Genomic DNA, 22057 nt, shown 5'->3' with positions numbered 1-22057 from the left:
GGCCTCCCTCCTCTCTACAGCTTCCTCGGTTGCAAGGCGACGCTGCGCACCGCATCGGCAAAAGCCTGAGCAGCAGCTGTGCAGGCGGATTGGCTGCCAGTCAGCAGCCCGCCGCCAAAGTTCGTTTCCGTCGGAGGGCCGTAAAATTGCTGAATCGTCACATCCGCTGCCTTCAGCGCCGCGTCCAGCCCATAGACGGCTTCCAGCGGCGGCGCAATCAAATAGGCGAGCGGTTCGCCCTCGCGAATTCCCGCTACCTTTGACAAATACGTGCCGGTGCGCGACACGACGTGGGCGTAATACGCATGGGTTCCCTCGTCGTTGAGGGAGTAAAAACATGCGCCGCTCTCCATCAATGCCATCGCAGCATCCAACCCGCTCGTCACTTCCGCCGGCGTCGCGCCGCCGATGATGCCGAGAAACTCGCCGGACAACGGCCCGGAGGCATGGCCGGAGCCTGCATAAAACGATTTGGCATAGACCACCTCAACCGCCGCCTTTTTGGTCGCTTCGTCAATCGCCGTATACCCGACATCATCGATGGTCGAGGTCAACAAGCCCAGGCTGCGGATCGCAGGAGCCAGCTCCAGCTTTTCCGCCAAGCCGGAATCGACGTTCGGGATGATCCGAACGGCAAGCGGCACCGCCCGTATCGGTTGATTTTCCATTTTTTCACCTCAGCTTTCCGTTCGTTGCCTATTGAAGTAACAAAAAAGGTGCCTCGTGGCAGAATTACTCCTGCTCTCCGAGGCACCTTTGCCTGTTTGTATTTACTTATCTTTTACTATAAAAGTTAATTGTCAGAATTGCAATTGTTTTCTTCATTATTCTGTTTTGAATTGTTTCACCAGCGTTTGCAAGTTTTCCGCAAGCTCCGTAAAGGTTTGCGCATCGGCGGCGATCTGGTTGGCACCTGCTGCCTGCTGCTGGCTGGACGCGCTGACTTCTTCCGCCCCTGCCGACGCCTCCTGCGTGACGGCCGAAATGTTTTCCATGTCATTCAAAATGCGCCCGCTCATTTGCAAAAGCTCCTTGATTGCCGCGTGGATTTGCTGGTTATGCTGTTCAACATTGTCCACATTCGCAGCGATGTCGTCAAACGCGGTCCCAGCCTGCTTCACCACGGCGGCACCCTCCGCCATCATCTTCGCCCCGTGGGTGGCGGATTCAACGGCGAGACGGCTCTCATGCTGCGTCTGCCTGATCAAGTCCGCGATTTGCTCGGCAGAATGGCCGGTTTCATTGGCCAGCTTGCGCACCTCTTCCGCGACGACGGCAAAGCCTTTGCCCTGTTCGCCCGCACGCGCCGCCTCGATGGAGGCGTTCAAGGCGAGCAGGTTGGTTTGCCGCGCGATGGCTGTAATCATGCCGACGATCGAGCCGATCTCTCTGGAGTGCCCGTCCAATTTTTCAATGATGGACGACGTTTGCTGTGTGACTTTTTGCAGCTCTTCCATTTTCGCCATGGCTTCGACGGCGTGGCTGCGGCCGTTCTCGGCCGATTCCTTGCTTTGCTCGGACGCCTCCATGACGCGATCCGTAAAAGTAGCGATTTCCTGGACGGTCGCGATGGCCCGGTTCATTTTTTCCGTCGCGTCCGTCACCGATTCCGCCGTTTCAGCCGTCCCCGCTGCCAATTCAGCAATCGTCAGCGCAACCTGATCGGCTGCGTGCTTCGTTTCCTTGCTCATCATGGCGAGCGATTCGGACGATTGCTTCACTTGCTCGGTCGCGCCGCCAATCTTGCCGATCACATTGCGCATGTTTTCGATCATGACCATGAAGTGGTTGGCGAGGCGGCCGATTTCATCCTGGGAACGGTGCGTAAGCTGAATCGTCAAATCGCCCTGTGCGACTTGTTCCGTCAGTTCGCTCATCTTTTGCAGCGGACGCACCAAGCGAGTCGTAAATGCGAATACCCCTGCCGTCGCGATGACGAGGATGATCGCTGCCGCCAGCAAAGAGATTTGCGACAGCTCGGTTACTTGCTGGGTAGCTTCGGAAAGCGGTGCGGACATGAACAAAGCCCAGCCGGTCAACGGAATCGTCGTATAAAAAATGAGTTCTTTTTCCCCGTTAAACGTGTTGTCGGTAACCCCTGTTTCACCTTTGACAGCGCGGGCCAGCGCTTCTTTTAACGTAGCGGCGCCCGTCTGCGAAATGTTTTCCTTCATGATGGTTGCTTTATCGCGATTGGCGATCATCAGACCATCTGCCTGCGTCATAAAGGCGGTACCGCTTTCACCAAGCCTGGCTTTTGCGACCAATTCGCCCATCGTATCGACCGGAATCGTGCAGCCGACCATGCCTACCGTCGCCCCGTTCTTGACGATCGGGGCCGCGACGACCACGATTTGGTTGCCGCTTGTCTTGGAGATGAGCAGATCAGAGATCGCATACGGTTTGCCGCTCATGACCGCTTGAAAATAGGCGCGCTCCGCCACATTCGTATGAGCGTCAGACGATGTGATGGCCGCCCCGTCTTTTGCAGCGACGAACAGCATTTCATACTCGGGATGGTGTCCTTGCTCCTGTTTCAAATATTGCAGCTGTTTGGCTTGATCGAAGCCGGTGATTTCTTCCGTCGCCGCCATCGTCTGCAATCGCTCCAAATGAACTTGCAGCCACGCATTGACCTTGTTTTTCAACACTTCCTGCTGTGACCCTGCGTCTTTGCGAAAATTCGCCTCCAGGTATGCAGCCGAGCGGTCATACGTGAACCAGATCAAACCGATATTCGACACCAATAAAATGGGAATGACTATTAGCAATAATTTCGCACGTATGCTTTTCATTGCCATCTTTCTCTCCTCCTACAGCAAAAAAGCGATTTACCAAGTATTACCCCCATTCGTTCAGGCTGAAACCTTTTGCTTGTCTTGGCTTTGAAAAAGGCAGGCTGTCGCTGTTTCGGCCGGCTCTGTCAAAACAAAAATCACCCCCCGCCTCCATTTTGGAGGAACAGAGGGTGTCGTTTTATTTGTCGCTGTGTCTGCCCGCAGCCGCAATTTCCGCAGCGATTTGATCTTTCTCCGCCTCGGTCAAGATGAGGCTGACCAGCGGGAAAAAATAGTGATCTTCTTTCTCGATGTGCTTTTTCAGCAAATACGCCAAGAGGTTCATCTTTTGCATCAGCTCTTTGTCCACCGCTTCACTCGGACTCTCTCCCAGCAGTTTGGATACGTCCGCATGCCGATCGCGGATGATCTGATGCTCGCTTTTCAGCTTTTTGATCGGCCCCGCTTCTTCCGTCGGGATATGATTCGCAAGCTTCGATAAAATGAAGTCTTCCTCATAGCGGAAATGATGCTCCAATTCCTCGCCGATTGCATCGAGCGCAGTCCGATACACGTCACGATTGAATCCCTCGCGCACCTCGTCCATCAGCGTGCTCAATTCCGCGTGCTCCGCCACATACGGATGCAGCTGCGGCGAAATGATCGAGAGCACTTGCTTGTATTCGTCGGCATTCGCCGGTTGCCAATCCGTCAGGTCTTGTTTTGATCGCGCACTTCCGTTTGCCATCGTATGCATGTCCTTCCATAGGAGATTTGCTTTTAGTGTATCCCGTTGGAATGAGACGTGCTGTGACGAAAATCACACTTTTGGTGATCATGCGCTACCATTTTACTAATTGCTGGAGGAAGTTCCAGGCATTTTCAAAATCAGGAATCTCTTCCTTTCTTCCTAAATAGTCGCGATCCTCATGGTCAACTCTTCGATACATTTCCCAGTCCCACGATGCTTTCTCTTCCTCACTGAGGTCGCGAATCTGGATATTCAAGCCTTTGCCACGGCCATTATAACGAGCTTGATCGGCTAATTGCTTCGCCAATCTGTACCCTTCCTGCTGTAGCGATTGATCCGGGCTGCTTTTGAAATGGCGGAAATCAATGTTAAACTTTAATCCCAGCTCTCCTGGCAATCGATTTTCAATGGAGAAGCTTGCATCGAAATCCACCCATCCCAGATGAATGCGAATCGGAACGCCGTACTTCGTCGGCAAGTCTACAATAAACGCTTTCGAGTTGGATTTGTAGTCCCCTCTCCAGCCTACCTCCTGCAACCGGGCCAGGCACTCTCTATACAAGGAGTGGACCTGCGGTGTCAAATACAATCCGATCGTCTCCGGGGCAGGCTTTACCGTTCTCTTTTCATTTACAAGCTCAGTCCAGCTTTTCGCGCGCGCATCATAATCTTGATGATTCCCATAATCCACTCTGTCTGAAGTGACTACAGCCGTGGCCTGAAATGACGCTTCTGTTCCTTCCACAACAATATATCCGTACTGCTTTTCGTCGCTGGGTCTGCCTTCCCACACATCTTTTCGAAAGGTATCCGCCATGACTGCACAAATAAACGCTTCTTCCCGGATATGCTGCATGGATTGATGATACAGTTTGTTTCCAAACGCAGCCTCCTTACCTTGATACACGGCCCAATTGCGAAACGCCTCAAGAAGACTGTCGCATTCATGCGATCGGTAAGGATGGCTGAAACCGCTTCCTCCTTTGTTCAGTAAAAACCTTCGCGCTTTCAGCGAAATTTCTTCCTGTGTTCGGCGGCTGAGCGCTCGTCGGTACCCCATGATCTGGTTCTCCCAAATCGTGCCGGACAGTTCAGGATTGCAGCTCTGCTTCGCCTCAATCAACCACACATTCCCGCACTCGTCGGTAGCAAGTAAATCGATGGCACCTGTATAACCGTTCTTTCCGCCTTCAGGGATCCAAAATTCATGTCCCCAGACAAATAGAGCGTGCTTGTGACCACTTCCCAAGATCAGCTTGTTCTGATAGGTATACCGGACGAACTCCGTTACCATATGGTTTTCATTCACATATTCGCAAATCATCATGTTCATCAAACCGCCCCTCAACCAATTCATTTGCTGTCTCTATCAAATCTACCTTTGATTGTGGCAGTATATCTGTCAGATTGAAAAATTATTTTTCATTTCCGCAATTTCTTCTTGTAGCTCTACCTTTAACGAGAGCGGCTCAATCACCTGAACTTCTCGTCCCATTCCTAATATCCATCGTTTGATATCTTCCTTGCCTTTTACCCTCGCTGAAAATATCACCCCGTCGCCACTCGGACAAGGTTCAATCCGGTAATCTTCAACCAACGTCTGTTCATAAATTGCGCGTTCTTCCCATCCAACAAGTCGTAGTGTAAGCTCCAATTCCTCATCGTCAGAGACGCCAATCCGGTAGGAAACATCCTCCACATGACTGTAAGCCGGGAGCCAGTCAAAAGTCTCATCGAGACATTCCACCTGCAAGATTCTGTTCAATTTAAACGTCCGCATTCGATTGGCGTTTTCACAAAATGCCCGAATATAGGTCGTCTGATGATGCTTCCAAATCGCATATGGATGAATGACACGCCAACTTTTTTTCTGACTGACAGGGTTATAAAATATCTTGACCTTCCGCTGGTCCATAATCGATTTATAGATTTGCCAAAAGTGAAATTTATCAGTTTCCGTTAACCTTTCAGCATTCCCTACATGGAACATGATGTGACGATCATCGCCGTTATACCCCACATTGCTCATGAAACGAGCCGTACCCAATATTTTTTCCAGCGACTGCTCGATGACTTCCATATCGCTTCCCTTGCTACCAGTCAACATTTGCCTGGCTAAATATAATGCCAGCTGTTCTTCGTGGGATAGCCCAATGATCGGTAATAATCGATGGTATTTTGATTGGGAAGCCAAATAATAGCCTCCATACCTGCCGCGTTTGGACTCAATCTCCCATCCTTCGTCTTGAAGAATACGGATATACTCCCGAATCATTCGCGGCTTGATTTCCAACTCATGACGTAATCTCTCCATGCCTACCGGATTTTGTTCGGAATGGTTCTTGATGATCATCCATAACCTAAGCAAATTGCCAAGTCGCCCCATTTATCCCACCCATTCCATTGATAAGCCTATCAAAAACCGCTGAAATTCCACGGCTGCTGCCATGAAAAAAGGCCAACCAGAAGGTACTGGCTGACCTGTTACAAGCTATCCTTCCGTGGACAAAATCCCGCGATAAAAGGCTGTCGCCTGTTTCTTGCGTGCCCAGCTGAGCGTCCCGTACTCGAAATGCCACCATTCTTCATCATAGTTGGTAAAGCCTTCTTCGACGAGCAAATGATACAGCAGGCGGCGGTTTTCCATCGCTTCGCGCTCCCGATCGGTAGCCGGGCCGTTTTGTTCAAAATAACGAGTCAGCGCGCGTTCGCTGAAATCGTCAAAATCCGTGCCCATCTCAAGCCAGCCATCCGGCCCTGCCAGCGTGAGATCGACCGCACCGCCGCTCAAATGCGGGGAAGGCTTGTCCACATTGGTGGTAGGCTTTGCCACAAAGCGGGAAATCTCCGCTTCCAGCGCTTCGCCTTCCTGCCATCCTTGCGCAAGCAGCTGGTTTTTCGTCCGGTCATAAAGCTCCTGCTGGACTGCAAAGGGGCGCCACCCGTCCCAAATCACCAGCGAATAGCCGGCAGGAAGCTTGCTCGCAGCCGCCGCCAGCTTGCGGGCCACGCCTTCCCGGATCAAGCAATCCGGTTTTGCCTGCTGAAAACCAAGGTGATAGTAGAACGGGTAAACCTCGATGCCAGGCGCATATCCGGTCAAGGACACGAGCGGCTCGCCGCACTCCTCGATGACAGGCTGGCTCGCTGCTTCTTGCTCCACGATCGCTTCCGGCGGGATCGCCATCGATCTTTCTTTCATTAGTATCATCTCCGTCTGCCCTGATGCCTCTATTTTACCATTGCTCGCCGAGCATGGTGGCAAGATTTTGCCGGGTGTCGGGACGCACACCTGACGCTTCCGCCGCTTTGACCAAAGCCACAACCCGATCATTAAACGGCGTCGGAATGCCCAACTCCCTGCCTTTTTGGCAAATAAGGCCGTTCATCCAGTCGATTTCGGTCGGCAGCCCGCGTTCCAAATCTTGCAGCATGCTTGCCTTGAGCGCGGCATGTGGGGCAAAAACATGACGATAGATCGGCAGCTTAACATGGAACGTCTCGCCAGGGGCAAGCGCCAGCTCCTCGAGGTCTTTGCCTTGCATGGATGTAAGCCGGATGTCTTGGGCGTGCGCCACTCTGATCGTCTCGTCAGCGATTTGCGCGACACACGCCATCGCCCGCTCATCTTCGAGCACATCGCCGAACGTGCAGCCAAGCGCCGCAGACATCCCGCTGAATGTCGCATTGATCAAAAGCTTGGACCATTTGATCGAAAGCAGATTGAAAACCACATGGCAGCCGCCGACATGGCTGAGCAGTTCTTGCACGTGGCGGATGCGGCTTGAATCGCTGCCGTCCAGCTCGCCGATTTCAAACGCGTAGCGGGCCACGGTTTCAAGCGGCGTCGTCAATTGCGATACACCCGGCCCCGCCCAAGTTGCGCCAAAGCCGACAGCTCCGCCGATCACCCGTTCCCGACCAACGATGGCGGCCACCCGCTCTTCCGGCACACCGTTTTGCAGCGTGCAGACTATGCTTTCGCTGTGCAGGAAAGGCAGCAAGCCCGACAGCACGCACCTGCTGATTGTATGTCTGTTTGGTCAAAAGCAGCACCAGATCGTAGGTGCCGTTCATTTGATCCGGGGTATAGGCTGACACCGGCACGGTGCATTCCGTAAAGCCTGTTGCCGTCGCCCCATGCCGATTCAAGGCTTCCACATGCGCTGCGTTGGCATCGATCAGCTCAACCGGCACTCCCGCACGCGAAAGAAATGCGCCGATGATCGTTCCAAGCGATCCGGCGCCCATAATGGCAGTTCGCACGAAAATCTCCCCCTGCCTACAGCGTGGCGTTTTCGTAAATGACGGACAAGCCCATGCCGCCGGCCATGCACAGCGTCACCATGCCGTATTTTTCTTTGCGGCGAAGCATTTCGTGCATCAGCGTCACGGTCAATTTGCCGCCGGTAGCCCCGACCGGATGACCCAAGGCGATTGCGCCACCGTTGACGTTTACTTTTGCCGGGTCCAGCTCCAGCCCTTTGATCACCGCGAGCGACTGAGCCGCAAACGCTTCATTCAATTCAATCAGACCGATATCATCCAGCGTCAAGCCTGCTTTCTCCAACGCTTTGCGGGTCGCTGGCACAGGGCCGATGCCCATGATGTTCGGCTCCACGCCGGCGCTGGCGAATGCTTTCACGGTCAAAAGCGGCTTCAAGCCATACTCTTCTGCCTTTTCGCGCGACATCATCAATACGGCAGCGGCGCCGTCGTTCATCGGGCAAGCGTTGCCCGCTGTAACCGTGCCGTCTTTTTGGAAAACAGCCGGCAATTTTGCCAAATCGTCGATGTTCGCTTCCATCCGCACCGATTCGTCCTGTTTGAACACTTGCACGCCTTTGCGGCTTTTGATTTCAAGCGGCACGATCTCATCGTCGAATTTGCCTGCCGCAATCGCCTGCGCCGCTTTTTGATGGCTGGCGAGCGCGAACAAATCTTGCTCCTCGCGGCTAATTCCGTATTGGACGGCCAATCGCTCCGCCGTATTGCCCATATGCTCACGCTCGAGCGAGCAGATCAATCCGTCAGACAAGAGGGCATCTTCCATCTCCAAATTGCCGAACTTGCTGCCCCAGCGGTTTTTCACCAGGTACGGCACATTGCTCATGCTCTCCACGCCGCCTGCGATGACGACGTCTTCCTGACCTGCTCCGATCGCCAAGGCAGCGCTCGTGATCGCCTTCAGGCCCGATCCGCACGCTTTGATCACGACATGGCCGTATACGCTGCGCGGAAAACCGGCTTGCTGCGAGCAAATGCGCGCTGCGTTCAAGCCGCCTCCATGCACATAGCCATTGCCCAAAATAACTTCATTGACCGCTTCCTTCGGCAAGGTCGTTCTGGCCATGAGTCCTTCCAACACCTGACGTCCCATTTCCGTGGCGGAGAGGGGGCGCAAGCTTTTCCCGAATGCTCCCACTGCGCTTCGCGCGCCTGCTACGATCACAACATCTTTCATGCCAGTCACTCCCTGTTTTGTGCGGTTTTTGGATGTAGGAAAATCGGGCTCTTACAGGACCCGATTCAAAAATTCCCTTGTTCTTTCTTCTTTTGGGTTGTTGAAAATTTCGGCAGGCGGCGCCAATTCAATGATTTTGCCTTGGTGCATGAACGCTACCCAATCGGCCACCTCTTTGGCGAAGCCCATTTCATGCGTCACGATGATCATCGTCATGCCTTCGCGGGCCAACTGCTTCATCGTCTCCAGCACCTCGCCGACAAGCTCGGGATCGAGCGCCGAGGTCGGCTCGTCAAACAGCATGATGTCGGGCTTCATCGCCAGGGAACGGGCGATCGCCACGCGCTGCTTTTGCCCGCCGGACAAGCTGGACGGATACATGTTCGCTTTGTCGACAAGTCCTACTTTCGCCAGCAGGTGGAGCGCTTCCTTCTTTGCTTCCTCGCGGCTCGTTTTTTTCACGATCATCGGAGCTTCCATCACGTTTTCCAGCACGCTTTTATGCGGGAACAGATTGAAATGCTGGAAAACCATCCCGACCGTTTGGCGCACTTTTGTCAAATCGTCTTTTTTCGGATCGATGCTCTTGCCCTCGATGACGATATCGCCCGCATCTTTCATCTCCAAAAAGTTGATGCAGCGGATCAGCGTACTTTTGCCGGAACCGCTCGCGCCGATCAGCACGACCACTTCCCCTTGCTTGACCGTCAGATTGATATCTTTCAGGACCTCGTTGCTGCCAAAGCTTTTTTTCAGGTTTTGCACGCGGATCATTTCTTTTTTCGCTACGGATGTACTCATCGATTCGCCCTCCTAGATGTCGCCTTTGGCCATACGGCGTTCCAATTTGTTGACGAGTATGGTGAAAATCAGCACGATGACAAAATAATAGAGCGCCACGATCAAAAAGTACGTCATTTCGTCAAACGTTTCGGCAGACAGGCGGCGCGCCAGCGAGAACAGCTCGTCCATCGCGATGAAGGCGGCCAGGGACGATTCTTTCAAAGACAGGATGAACTGGTTGCCGAGCGGCGGCACGGAACGTTTCAGCGCTTGCGGCAAAATGATGCGGCGCATCGTCTGGGCCGCGTTCATCCCGAGCGAAAGACCTGCTTCGCGCTGTCCTTTGTCGATCGACTGGATAGCACCGCGGAAAATTTCGGCGATGTACGCGCCGCTGTGGATCGCAAGTGCCAGCGTTGCGGACCAGAATTGGCCGAGGTCAATCACTTTGTAAAAACCGAAATAGAGCACGAAAATTTGCACGATCAGCGGCGTGCCGCGGATAATGGCGATGTAACAGTTGGCGATCAGGGAGCCGCCCGGGACTTTGGACACTTTGAGCAGGGCGATAAACAGTCCGATGATCGTCCCGACGATGACCGAGGCGATCGTCAATTCAAATGTCAACAGAAGCGGTTTCCAAAAAAACGGAAGCGTCCGGAACAATTCTTCAAGCAAATGGGAAAGGCTTGGCACGATAGGTCACTCCTTGCTGAAATGGAATGCACCTACCACCTCCGGCACTCCGAGATGGTAGGCGTTGAAACGGATTAGTCTTTTTTGCTGATGTCGCGATTGAAGTATTTTTCCGAGAGCTTCACATACGTGCCGTCTTCATGCATCGCTTTCAGCGCCTCGTTGATTTTGTTCAACAGCTCGGTGTTGCCTTTGCGCACCGCGATTCCGTGTTGTACCTCTGTCAGAGCCGCGCCGCTTTTCTTAATTTTCAGGCCTTGCCCAATCGCGATTTCGCCAACGACGCTGTCGGTGATGACCACATCGTGCTTGCCTTGCTCCAACGCGCGCAGCGCGGTTACATCGCTGTCATATGTTTTGATATTGTCTGTGTATTGGCGGGCCATTTTTTCATGGGTGGTTCCGAGCGCTACCGCAACTTCCTTGCCTTTCAGCTGATCGAGCGTGGTGATGTTGCCGTCTGGCCGTGTGAACAGCTGACCGCCGGACAAATAGTACGGATCAGCGAAATCAATCTGCTGTTTGCGCTCCTCGGTGATCGCGTGGCTTGCGATCGCTGCATCGTAGCGGCCTTCCTTCACCCCTGCGATGATGCCGGAGAACGGGGATGTTACCGGATTTGCCTTCAGCCCCAGACGCTTGGCGATCTCTTCGCCGATCTCGATATCGAAACCGGTCAGCTGACCGTCTTTGAAGTAGCTGAACGGTTGGTATTCACCGGATGCCGCATATGTGAACACGCCAGCTTCTTTGGTCATGCCGGACGCAGCGGCGCTGCTTTCGCCGCCAGCTGCCGGCTGCCCGGATGTATTGGATGCGGATTGGCCACAGCCAACGACCAAAAGTGACATGGACAATAAAAGAGTGGCAACAACACCTGCAGATTTTTTCAAGTTTTTCATGGTTTCTTCCCCCTGTTTCTGTTTTGGTTTTTCATCAAGAACGCTGCGTTTCTCAGCTCCTGCGAGAAACAGCAACACCCCCTCTCCCATTTTGATCCTTAATCCAGCTGAAGCCGCTCACACAGCTTCAGCGGTGCAGCCGTACGCGCGATCACTTGCTCCAGCGTGTGCGGATACATCACTTCTTTGAGCACCAGTCCGTCAGTCGTCACCTCGATGACCGCCATCTCCGTGATAATCAGGTCGACACAAGCCTTGGCCGTCAGCGGAAGCGTGCAGTCGCGCACGATTTTCGGCTCGTTTTCCGCATTCAGATGATTCATCAGCACAATCACCTTTTTCGCCTTGTGCGCCAACTCGGTACCTCCACCGATCCCGTGCACCCGTTGACCAGGCACGATCCAGTTGGCCAAATCGCCGCGGCTGCTCACCTGCAGCGCCCCCATCATCGCGACGTCCAGCATCCCGCGCCGAATCATTCCGTACGCGATCGTCGTATCGAAAAAGGAAGCGCCTGGCAAGGTTGTGACCGGCGCGCCGCCGGCATTGAACAGATGGGGATCTTCCTCGCCTTTTGGCGGTGTCGGCCCGATGCCCAAAATACCGTTGACGGAATGGAACATCACATTCCACTCGTTCGGGATGAAATCGGCGACCAGCTCCGGTATCCCGATCCCCAGATTGACGGCCATCCCCGGCTCGATTTCTTTGGCGGCCCGGCGAGCGATCAGGTAGCGCGTGACATTCCCCTGGCTCATCGCGTCTCCCCTCCGTTTCGCTGCACGATATAGTCCACGTAGATTCCGGGGGTAACGATCATCTCCGGGTCCAGCTCCCCGACCGGAACGAGTTCCTCCACCTCGACGATCGTCACCTCGCAGGCCATTGCCACCAGCGGGTTGAGATTGCGCGCCGTTTTGTCAAAAATCAGATTGCCATACGTGTCGGCCCGCTTCGCATACACGATGCCCACATCTGCCGTAAGCGCCGGTTCGACCAAATACGTGCCGCCGTTCAGCTGCACTTTTTGCTTGCCGTCTTCCACGATCGTCCCCATGCCCACATCGACGATGATGCCGGGCAGCCCGACGCCTCCCGCGCGAATTTTTTCAGCGAGAATGCCTTGCGGGAAAAATTCGATCGCGAGCGTGCCATCCATCATCTGCTGACCTGCGACCGGATTGGAGCCGATATGTGAAGTGACGAGGGATTTGACCTGGCCGTTGGTGATCAGCCGCCCGATTCCCGCATCGGGAAAACCGGCGTCATTGCCGATCAGCGCAAGATCGCGCACCCCTTTATTCATAATTCCTGCAATCAAGTCCGCTGGCGAACCGATCCCGCCGAACCCGCCATACATCAGGCTTGTCCCGTCTGTAATCGTTTCCAGTGCTTGCGACAGGGAAACCATTTTGGAAAACAACGGATTCAATCTCATCCCTCTTTTTGCGTTGTCTTGTACACCTCACTAGTATTGCAAAAGCCGTGCCAAAATAAAAAACGCTTACAAGACGCGCTTTTTCGACAATATCAGCCTTTTTGTCGAATCGAATCCGATTCACAGTTGAACCGAAATCGGCAGAAATGTCGCATCTTTTCTAGCGAAGCGATTTCGACTCGCATATTTTCAAAACCGATTCATTTCGGTAGAATACAGATGATTAGTGAGAGACGGGAGGGATCGCCAATGAACAAAGAGGCAGAAATTTTGTCAAAATTCAAGCTGAGCCACCTCATTGACATCTTTAACGTGCTTGCGGACGGTATCTATATTTCGGATGCGATCGGAACCACCCTCTGGATGAACAATGCCAGCGAAAATCTGTGCGGGCTGCCGAAATCGGAGCTGATCGGCCGCAACGTCGCCGAGCTGGAATCGATGGGCATCTTCAGTCCCTCGATCACGCGCCTTGTGCTGGAAACGGGCAAGACGACAACCACCATCCAGCTGGTGAACAACCGGAGCCGCTACCTCGTCACCGGCTATATCATCCCGGACGAGCATGGCAAGCCTGATTTGATCGTCGCCCATTCGCGCGACATCACCGAAGCGGTACGGACAAGCTCACAGCTGGAAGAGACCGTCGCGCTGCTCAGGCGCTACAGCCAGGAGATCGACTTGATGAAACGCGAAGCGCAAAGCAGCATGCCTGCCACGCTGATCGGCAGCAGCCGCTCCTACTTGTCGCTGCTCGAACTGTTGAAAAAAGTCGCCGCTGTCGATACGACCGTCCTGATCACCGGCGAAACCGGCGTGGGCAAAACGTATCATGCCGAACATATTCACAAGCTCAGCGACCGCTGCGACGCGCCGTTCGTGCATGTCAACTGCAGCGCGATCCCTGAATCGCTGATCGAATCCGAGCTGTTCGGGTATCAAAAAGGGGCGTTTACCGGAGCGAGCCAAACGGGGAAAATCGGTCTGGTGAAAATGGCGGAAAAAGGCACGCTCTTTTTGGATGAAATCAGCGAGCTGCCGTTTCATTTGCAGTCGAAGCTGCTGCTGCTTTTGCAAAACAAAACCTACATGCCGATCGGCGATACGAAGGCGTATACGGCGGACGTGCGGATCATCGCGGCTACCAACGCCAACCTGCTCGATCGAGTGAAGGCCGGCAAGTTCCGCCACGATCTGTATTACCGGCTGAACATCCTGCCGATCAACGTCCCGCCGCTGCGCGAGCGAACCGAGGACATCTTCCCGCTGCTTTACTTTTATTTGCAGAAATTCAATATCAAGCACAACCAGGCGCGCAAATTTTCCACTGAGGTGCTCGATGTGCTGCATCACTACGACTGGCCAGGCAATGTCCGCGAGCTGGAAAACCTGGTGGAGCGCATCGTGATCACCGCCAAAAACGTGGAGATTCAAATATCCGACCTGCCGGAGGAGCTGCGCGGGATGAGTACGATCGAGGAAAGCTTGCTTACGCTCGACACCAGCCTGTCGCTTACGGAACGAATTGAAAAAATCGAGGCGGAGTTGATTTTGCAGGCGCTGAAGACGCACAAAAGCTCGCGGAAGACGGCGCAGGCGCTCGGCATCACGCAATCGCTGTTCATGCGGCGGGTGAAGAAGTACGGAATTCAGCTGGAGCCGGGAGAGGAATAGAAGATTGGCAATCAGAAAAAGATCCGTAAGAAGGCCGGTTGGGATGGCCTTTTTACGGATCTTTCGTGTTTACTCATCGTTTTTCTTCAACTCTTCAATCTCTTGTTCGGTACATCCCGTGAACGCTGCGATTTGAGCGAGGCTCATGCCTGCTCGCAGCATGTTGCGGGTGACCTCCGCTTTTGCATCGGCTTTGCCTTGGGCGATTCCTTCTGCTCTGCCCTCTGCTCTGCCTGCGGCCATCGCCTCTTCCCTTGCGCCTTCCAGCATGTTTGCCTCATCCCTTTGCGCTTTCAGGCGCATCTCATACAATTTTCGGGCATCTTCATTTTGGTTAAGAAACTCAAGCACGGTCATTGCTTTGCGGATTGCGGGTTCTCGCTGAGCCAATTCCTCCACCGTCCTTTCGCTTGCCCTCCGATTCATCTTTTTCTCTCCTTTCATTTTATCATTGTCTTGATGATAGAAAAAGACAGACCGCTTGAGCAAAAATATGCAAGCCGAACCGTTCTGGAGCCAGCGTGATGCAGCACATGAATAATGCCGTAACGATTATCCATCCTAAGAAAATATTACACGTTTGGGGGAGTTGATCATGTTCTTTTTTGGTGATTTCCTCAAAAGAAAACGTTACTCCCACGGGGGAAAACGGGTGAATTCGAACCAACCGGTTCAGGAAGAGGTTTGTCCCCTTCATCCGGAATTGTCGCGGAATATCGAGGAAATCCACCGTTCTTTCCCTGCGTCACCCGATTTGGTTATCTATCAGGTAACGATCGGCCCTCAAGAGACTCCGATTGCTCTTTGCTATCTTGACGGAATGACGGATAAAAATGCGCTCAACAACAACATCCTGGGACCATTGATGTATGGCAACCTCGATCCAAAAAGCGAAATGGACATCCCGATGCCCACGATCAGCGGGTTCAACACCGTTACAAACTGGGGCGATGTGGTAACCGCCATTCTCTTTGGAGAGAGCGTTCTTTTCATGGAAGGTCGGCAGGAGGCGTGGGTCTACGATACAAAAGGCTGGCCCCAGCGCGCGATCGAAGATCCCCAGCTGGAAAGCTCGCTAAAAGGGGCGCATCAAGGATTTTTGGAGATCGGAATGCAAAATATCTCGCTGCTGCGAAGGTACATTCCGAACCCCGAGCTTCGCATTGTAAAGCATGTGGTCGGGAGCCGCGGGAAAACACAAGTCTGGATCATGTATCTCGAAGATGTCGCCCATCCGGAAGTTCTTGTGGAACTGGAAACGCGAATTAGCCAAATCGATGTGGATGCGGTGATCAATACGGGGGAATTGGCTGAGTTTATCGAGGATAACTCGTTTTCGCCGTTTCCCCAGTTCATCATCACGGAGCGTCCGGATTCAGCAGCAGCTCAACTGCTGGCAGGTCGTTTTGTCGTGATCGTTGACCGTTCGCCCAGCGTCATCATCGCCCCGGCTACGTTTACTTCCTTTTTCCAGAGTATCGATGATTACAGCATGCGTTGGCAGATTACATCGTTTATTCGGCTTCTGCGCTTTCTGGCTTTCATGATCGCCCTGCTTCTCCCGGCTGTCTATATTGCGTTCATTTCGTACAACTACGAGGTGGTCCCGCTTCAATTGTTTTTGTCGATCGCCGAATCGAGGGCGCGCGTGCCGTTTCCTCCGCTTCTGGAAGCGACAATGATGGAAATCATGCTGGAAATGATGCGTGAAGCTGGAATCCGCCTTCCTGCTCCGGTTGGGCAAACGATCGGGATCGTGGGCGGCATCGTCATTGGTCAGGCTGCTGTACAAGCAGGCATCGTCAGCAACATCATGGTCATTGTGGTTGCCTCTACCGCGATCGCTTCTTTCATTTTACCCAGCTATGATATGGGGACCGCTGTCAGGCTGTTGCGGTTCCCGATGATGGTGATGGCCTCGCTGTTTGGGATCATCGGGATCGTGGTTGGCGCGATGACGCTGGTTGCCCATCTGGTCACCCTGGAGTCGCTTGGGACTCCTTACGGCAGCCCGCTGGCACCGTTCCGTTGGGCAGATATGAAGGATACGTTCATCCGGTTCCCATTATGGACGATGGTCAAGCGGCCGAAAAGCGCCAGACCGACGCAAGAAGTCCGGATGGGCCACAAACGGCCGAGAGGGGACCAGTCATGAAGAAATATGCGATGAACGAAATTACCTTGATGCAATACATTTTTCTGATCCACGGGGCACAAGTCGGAACCGGGATATTGTCACTTCCACGGCAGGTTGCCGAAAAGAGCGGAACGGACGGATGGTTGACGATCATCGTGGCATGGCTGATCAACTGTTTGGCAGGCTGGGTCATCCTGCTGACGCTTCGGAAATATCCCAACTTTACGATGCTGGATTTGTTCGGCTACTTGTTCGGGAAGCGATTCGGGAAGCTGCTTTTTCTTCCGTTGATTGCCTATTTCGCCTTTTTTGGCCTCGACATCCTGGTGAATTCGATGCTCTATATCAAAGCATGGTTTTTGACGAAAACCCCGGGATACCAGGTCTTGCTGCTGTTTGCCATCCCAACCTAGATTCTCGTTTCCAATGGCTTGCGCGTACAAGCCCGCTACGTGGAACTCGTCTTTTATATGATGCTGTGGATCCCGCTTTGTTTGTTGTTTCCGCTGGAGAGAGGCGAGCCTCTCCATCTGCTGCCTGTGCTCAAGGAAGGGTGGGGCCCCGTCTTGAAGGGACTGCCGACGACGGTTTTCGCTTTTGCGGGCATCGAGGTCCTGTTTTTCATTCATCCGTTTCTGCGAAACAAGCAGTACGCCATACACGGGTTTATCATCGCCAATACGATGACGATGCTCTACTATCTGTACGTCACCATCGTTTGCTTCGTTTTTTATACGCCGGATGGAATCACAACGCTGAATCAACCGGTGCTCAGTTTGCTCAAAAACATCGAGTTTCGCTTTCTGGAACGGTTCGATATGGTGATTTTGGCTGTTTATTTATTTGTCGTGTCCAAGGCGTGGATCATCTACATTTACTGCACCGTTTTCTCAACATCCCAAATCCGCCACAAACAGGATCATCGCCTGCACAGCGCCATTTATTTATTGCTCGCAATCGGAGTGATCTATGTGGTGAAGCCGACATGGAATCAAGCCGACGAATGGGTGAAGCTGCTGTCCTACGCCGGGATGGTTGTCATGTATGTACTGCCTGTACTTCTGTACGTCTATGTCCGCGGCTTCGAACTGTTCCGAAGGGGGAAAGCCGAATGAAGAAGTTGTTGATCGGGCTTTTGTCCCTGACATTGGTAGCGACAGGATGTGCGAATCGGATCGATATCGAAGACGCATCCTTGTCACTTCTCGTCGGCATCGATCTTGATGAAAAAAACAACTTGATTTTTTCGGCATCCAGCCCCGTTTTCAATAAAGAGGCAAAAATAAAAGAAGAGGTCTACGTCTCCAAAGCAGAAACGCTGCGGAAATCGAGGGAGGAAGACGACAAAACGTTTATGGCATTGACGACCGGCGGGAAAGCGCAGGTGTTTTTGATCGGAAAGCGCGTGATGCAGCATAAGGGCTGGTTCAAGTTGCTGGAGCCGTTTTTGCGAGACCCGAAAAATACCGTGAACGTCAGAATTGCAATGGTCGACGGACTTGCTTACAAGCTCATTCAATTGAAACCCAAAAACAAGCCGCGTCTGCCCCTTTACCTCGCAAAGCTGATCGATACGGCCGCCCGCCGTAATCTTACCGTAAAAACAACGCTGCAGGATCTTCGCAGGGAGACGTACGAAAAAGGGATAACGCCGAGCGTGACCAACCTCAGCAACGATGGAGAGGTGCTCGTCGTCGGTACGGCGCTGTTCGAAGAAGGGGGAAAATACGCGTTCAGCATTGGTGCCGACGAGAACAAGCTGCTTCGCATTTTGAAGAACAAGCTGAAAGGGGAATTCGGCTTCACGTTTAGCGCCCCCGATCAACCGAAGGGTGAGATTTTCCCGGCGAATCGGTATAGCTTCACCGCCGAGAAAATCTCCGTCAAAACGAAGACAGGATTTGCAGACGACAAGTTCAAGTTCGACATCGACGTAAACATGAGAGTAGGTTTGACGGAACGACTGTTTCAGCTCGATGTTACGAAAGAGGCGAAAAAACTGGAGAAGGACATGGAAGCGGAGTTGGAAAGACGCTTCGAGGGGCTCATCCGCAAAATTCAAAAAGCGAAAATCGATCCGATTGGCCTTGGCTTGCACGCGCGTGCTTATGAATACAGACATTGGAAAGCTGTGCAAGATGACTGGGGCGAAGCGCTCGCGAAGGGAGATGTGAACGTAAAGGTAAACGTCACCATTATCGGGGTGGGAACGACGCAATAGGAAGCGGCTGAAAAAATCCCCCTGGCTTCCAAACGGTCAGGGGGATCAGGCGCTCTCTTTATTTATCTTTCCAAAAATCGTGCTGCCCCGCCAAATATGGCTTCAGCGTGCTGTACGGAATCTCGAATTCGGGGAAGCCTGCTGCGTACGGGGTGTATTCGTACGGCTGGAAATAGACAACGATCCCGTTTTTGGTCAAGAAAAACGCGGTGTCATCCTCGATGCTTTCGAAATCGGCCAATAGCGGCATATCCATTTTCGCGAAACCGTCTTTGATCACGGCGTTGATCGCTTTTTTGTAGTCGCTGCCTGCTTTGAACAAGTCTTTCAGACCGATTGTTTTGCCTGTTGCCATGTCGATAACCACCGAGTCTCTGCCCGGCATGCCGTGCGCTGCGCCGCTGTAGTACGAATACGAGTCGCCGATGATGTTGAGAATGTTGTTTTTCTGGTACACGACGCGGTAATCCGACGAATAGCTGAGATCCGCTTCTTCCTCAAGCTTGGGCGCGAATTTTTCAACCAGCGTTTTGTTCAGCGCATCCTGCAGCTTGGCATCCTTCAAGCCGGTGATTTGCGGATAATACATGTAGGAATCCCCGGATTGAAGCGGCTGTTTCTTTTCTACCAATGTCGCACCGTTGCCGAGCGCATAGTCGCGCGATTCGGTCCAGACCGTTTTGCCTGTCCGATCGATATAAGAAGCGTGCTGATTCTTGATCACTTCCGCCAAACCGTCCTGAAACGGATAAATGGTGCCTTGCGCTTCAAGAAGCTGTTTGCCTGTCTTATCGAACAGCTTGTTGTCCACATAAACAAGGCCATCGACCACTTGCGGCAGTACGTCCCACACCGGTTTCACCACGTATTCGCCCTTGGCATTGATCAACCCGTACTTGTATGCTTCCCCCTCTTGCACTTCCACGGGTGCGAGGCCGTCTGTGAAATCGCCGACGCTGAAAAAGTTCGGGGGAATGACGACTTTGCCCGATTTATCGATGAAGCCCATCTTGTCGTTGATGGTGACCGCCGCTTTGCCTTCGTGGAACTCACCGGCAAAGCTGTATTGGGCTGGCAGGACCAGCTTGCCGGTCTTGTCGATGTAGCCTTGCTTTGCATTATCCTGGCTGACAGCAGCCAACCCTTCGGAAAAACGCCCGACCATTTCATAGGTCGGCTTCACAACCCAGTTCCCCTTTTCGTCCACGAAGCCCCACTTTTCGCCATCGCGCGCTGCGGCAAGCCCTTCATAGTAGCCGTTCAAACCGATTTTGTCCGGGTTTGGCCCCAATGCCTTGCCTGTTTTGTCAATCGTCAACACATCATCGTTTACGGTGACGTGGGCGATTCCGTTTGTAAACGAGTCCAGCGCCGATTCATACACGGGCTGAATCACGAATTTGCCCGTCCGGTCGATGAAGCCGACCTTCCCGTTTTCCGCGCTCGCCGGTGCCAATCCTTCGCTAAACGTGCCCACCCAGCCAAATTGCGGGGCAATCATCTCTTTGCCTTCTTTATTGATAAAGCCGAATTTGAAGTTGATGTATGCCGGATAGAGCGGATCATCCTGCTTCTTCTCCTCCGCCATGGCACCGTTTACGCCAAATAGCATGCTGCTGATCAGGACAACCGACAGTGCTGCCGCATTTTTTTTCATTGTTACGTCCCCGCTTTCTCTCTCCAGTGGTTGCATCACCTAGAATAGACGATTCTCCGGTTTGTTTCGTTACAAATTTTTGCACGCTTCCCCTCTTTATAAAATCGGCGAAACAAGGCGCGCGATTGACTCCTTGAAGCGGGCAAATCGTGACCGTCGGATGTATTCGGCCAGCGTTTCCTCGCTGCACTCCTTCAGATCCTCGTTGAAAATATGTACCAGCTTGCACGCCGTCTCCGTATCGTACACAAATGCGTTGATCTCAAAATTGAGCTTGAAGCTGCGAATGTCCAGATTGGCCGTGCCGACAGAGGCGATCTTTCCATCAACGACAATCGTTTTGGCGTGAAGGAAGCCTTTTTCATAAAAATAGCACTTGATCCCGCTTTCCAAAAGCTCCCCCACATACGAATGCGACGCCCAGCGGGTAAATTTATGATCCGCTTTTCGCGGGAGCATCAGCTTGACATCCACGCCGGAGAGCGCGGCGATTTTCATCGCGTTAAGCAGGCTGTCATCCGGGATAAAATAAGGAGATTGCAGCAGGACAGACTCTTTCGCGGAATGAATCATCTTGACATACCCGTCGCGTATGTGATGCCATTTGGAATTCGGCCCGCTGGTCACGATCTGGATCGCCGTCTTGCCCCCGCCTTCAACTTTGGGGAAATAGCGCTCGTCATAGGCGACGCCCTCCCCTGTGGCCAAGTTCCAATCCAGAAAGAACGGCGCCTGCAAATGAAGCACAGCCCCGCCTGACAGGCGCAGGTGGGTGTCGCGCCAGTAGCCCAGGTAAGGGTCCAGGCCCAAATATTCGTTTCCGATGTTGAACCCGCCCACATAACCGACTTTTCCGTCGATGACGACGATCTTGCGGTGGTTGCGGTAATTGATCCGCGGGTTGATGTACGGGATTTTGGACGGAAAGAACGGAACCGCCTCCCCGCCTGCCTTGCGCAGCTCGTCAAAAAAATGACGCGACAGATGCGAGGAGCCGATGTCGTCGTACAAGAAGCGGACCGCCACGCCTTCCCGCGCCTTTTTTGTCAGCGCGTTCAAGATTCGTCGTCCCAATTCGTCATCGCGCACGATGTAGTAGAGCATGTGGATATGATCCTGCGCAGCCTCAATATCCTGCAAAAGCTGCGCGAATTTGTCATTCCCGTCCGTAAAAATGTCGACCTTGTTATCGGTGGAAAGCAGGCTGTAATTGGTCGTCAGATGCATGTAAATGAGATTTTCGTACTCATACACCGACGGGTCATGGCAGCCAAGCCGGGCGTGGGACAGCTGTGTCGCCTGCTCTTCGACTTGCCTGGAAACCATCGCGATCTCCTGCCGCTTGATGCGGTAGATTTTCCGCTTGCGCAAATTTTGGCCGAGAAAAATATAGAGAAAGAATCCAGCGATCGGGAAAAATACCAATACCATCAGCCACGACCATGTGGCGGCAATGTTGCGCCGTTCGAGAAAAATGATGGACAGGGCAAACATGATGTTCACAACCAATAGAACGATATATAGCTTTGATAAAATTTCCACGTGCGAATCCCCCCG

18 protein-coding genes and 2 pseudogenes are annotated in these 22057 nt (G+C 53.0%); 4 read left to right on the top strand and 16 right to left on the bottom strand.

Features of this window, described 5'->3' with window-relative positions:
* Nucleotides 1-14: 14 nt before the first annotated feature.
* The 13 genes and pseudogenes from eutL to ACTID9_RS08985 all read right to left on the bottom strand — a co-directional run bounded on the left by eutL (nt 15) and on the right by ACTID9_RS08985 (nt 12784).
* Nucleotides 15-668 carry an ethanolamine utilization microcompartment protein EutL gene (gene eutL / locus ACTID9_RS09045; RefSeq protein WP_441070869.1) on the bottom strand — a complete coding sequence of 218 codons (654 nt, stop codon included), beginning with the start codon at nt 666-668 and terminating at the stop codon, nt 15-17.
* Nucleotides 669-824: 156 nt separating this feature from the next.
* A complete protein-coding gene (locus tag ACTID9_RS09040) occupies nt 825-2801 on the bottom strand; it encodes a methyl-accepting chemotaxis protein (protein ID WP_441070868.1) in 1977 nt (658 codons plus the stop codon).
* A 175-nt stretch (nt 2802-2976) separates the two neighbouring features.
* Nucleotides 2977-3525 (bottom strand): hemerythrin domain-containing protein, encoded by a 549-nt coding sequence (locus tag ACTID9_RS09035; protein ID WP_441070867.1) that lies wholly within the window; start codon nt 3523-3525, stop codon nt 2977-2979.
* Nucleotides 3526-3619: 94 nt separating this feature from the next.
* Nucleotides 3620-4861, bottom strand: a complete 1242-nt coding sequence (locus tag ACTID9_RS09030) for a hypothetical protein (protein ID WP_441070866.1) — start codon at nt 4859-4861, stop codon at nt 3620-3622.
* Between the two features lie 69 nt (nt 4862-4930).
* Nucleotides 4931-5914 (bottom strand): helix-turn-helix transcriptional regulator, encoded by a 984-nt coding sequence (locus ACTID9_RS09025; RefSeq protein WP_441070865.1) that lies wholly within the window; start codon nt 5912-5914, stop codon nt 4931-4933.
* Nucleotides 5915-6019: 105 nt separating this feature from the next.
* Nucleotides 6020-6730, bottom strand: coding sequence for a M15 family metallopeptidase (locus ACTID9_RS09020; RefSeq protein ID WP_441070864.1), 711 nt, complete (start codon nt 6728-6730; stop codon nt 6020-6022).
* A gap of 34 nt (nt 6731-6764) precedes the next feature.
* Nucleotides 6765-7794: pseudogene (locus tag ACTID9_RS09015) on the bottom strand (ketopantoate reductase family protein).
* A 16-nt stretch (nt 7795-7810) separates the two neighbouring features.
* Nucleotides 7811-8992, bottom strand: a complete 1182-nt coding sequence (locus ACTID9_RS09010; RefSeq protein WP_441070863.1) for a thiolase family protein — start codon at nt 8990-8992, stop codon at nt 7811-7813.
* Between the two features lie 51 nt (nt 8993-9043).
* Entirely contained in the window at nt 9044-9766 is a 723-nt protein-coding gene (locus ACTID9_RS09005) for an amino acid ABC transporter ATP-binding protein (protein WP_441072511.1), read from the bottom strand.
* A gap of 39 nt (nt 9767-9805) precedes the next feature.
* Nucleotides 9806-10471, bottom strand: coding sequence for an amino acid ABC transporter permease (locus ACTID9_RS09000; RefSeq protein ID WP_441070862.1), 666 nt, complete (start codon nt 10469-10471; stop codon nt 9806-9808).
* A gap of 74 nt (nt 10472-10545) precedes the next feature.
* A complete protein-coding gene (locus ACTID9_RS08995) occupies nt 10546-11373 on the bottom strand; it encodes a transporter substrate-binding domain-containing protein (protein WP_441070861.1) in 828 nt (275 codons plus the stop codon).
* A 98-nt stretch (nt 11374-11471) separates the two neighbouring features.
* On the bottom strand, nt 11472-12131 hold the full coding sequence (locus ACTID9_RS08990; protein ID WP_441070860.1) for a 3-oxoacid CoA-transferase subunit B: 660 nt from the start codon (nt 12129-12131) through the stop codon (nt 11472-11474).
* Nucleotides 12128-12784: a CoA transferase subunit A gene (locus tag ACTID9_RS08985; protein WP_441072509.1), complete on the bottom strand. Its 657-nt coding sequence runs from the start codon at nt 12782-12784 to the stop codon at nt 12128-12130. The genes ACTID9_RS08990 and ACTID9_RS08985 overlap by 4 nt, the downstream gene beginning before the upstream one ends.
* Before the next feature lie 276 nt (nt 12785-13060).
* On the opposite strand from ACTID9_RS08985, the gene ACTID9_RS08980 reads away from it, so the two are divergent.
* Nucleotides 13061-14485 carry a sigma-54 interaction domain-containing protein gene (locus tag ACTID9_RS08980; RefSeq protein WP_441070859.1) on the top strand — a complete coding sequence of 475 codons (1425 nt, stop codon included), beginning with the start codon at nt 13061-13063 and terminating at the stop codon, nt 14483-14485.
* Nucleotides 14486-14554: 69 nt separating this feature from the next.
* Here the strand turns inward: ACTID9_RS08980 and ACTID9_RS08975 are convergent, their stop codons facing one another.
* Entirely contained in the window at nt 14555-14911 is a 357-nt protein-coding gene (locus ACTID9_RS08975; protein ID WP_441070858.1) for a PD-(D/E)XK nuclease family transposase, read from the bottom strand.
* 169 nt (nt 14912-15080) lie between these two features.
* On the opposite strand from ACTID9_RS08975, the gene ACTID9_RS08970 reads away from it, so the two are divergent.
* The 3 genes and pseudogenes from ACTID9_RS08970 to ACTID9_RS08960 all read left to right on the top strand — a co-directional run bounded on the left by ACTID9_RS08970 (nt 15081) and on the right by ACTID9_RS08960 (nt 18843).
* Entirely contained in the window at nt 15081-16640 is a 1560-nt protein-coding gene (locus ACTID9_RS08970; RefSeq protein ID WP_441070857.1) for a spore germination protein, read from the top strand.
* Nucleotides 16637-17737 (top strand): annotated as a pseudogene (locus ACTID9_RS08965) (GerAB/ArcD/ProY family transporter). The gene ACTID9_RS08970 and the pseudogene ACTID9_RS08965 overlap by 4 nt, the downstream one beginning before the upstream one ends.
* Nucleotides 17734-18843 (top strand): Ger(x)C family spore germination protein, encoded by a 1110-nt coding sequence (locus ACTID9_RS08960; protein ID WP_441070856.1) that lies wholly within the window; start codon nt 17734-17736, stop codon nt 18841-18843. The pseudogene ACTID9_RS08965 and the gene ACTID9_RS08960 overlap by 4 nt, the downstream one beginning before the upstream one ends.
* 58 nt (nt 18844-18901) lie before the next feature.
* Here the strand turns inward: ACTID9_RS08960 and ACTID9_RS08955 are convergent, their stop codons facing one another.
* Entirely contained in the window at nt 18902-20500 is a 1599-nt protein-coding gene (locus tag ACTID9_RS08955) for a WG repeat-containing protein (protein ID WP_441070855.1), read from the bottom strand.
* 96 nt (nt 20501-20596) lie between these two features.
* A complete protein-coding gene (gene cls / locus ACTID9_RS08950) occupies nt 20597-22042 on the bottom strand; it encodes a cardiolipin synthase (RefSeq protein WP_441070854.1) in 1446 nt (481 codons plus the stop codon).
* Between the last annotated feature and the right edge of the window lie 15 nt (nt 22043-22057).

The organism is Brevibacillus fluminis, from assembly GCF_052072235.1.
GTDB classification, from domain to species: Bacteria; Bacillota; Bacilli; order Brevibacillales; family Brevibacillaceae; genus Brevibacillus_D; species Brevibacillus_D fluminis_A.
Note: the sequence above shows the minus strand (reverse complement) of the source record. Positions and strands in the feature narration are given on the sequence as shown.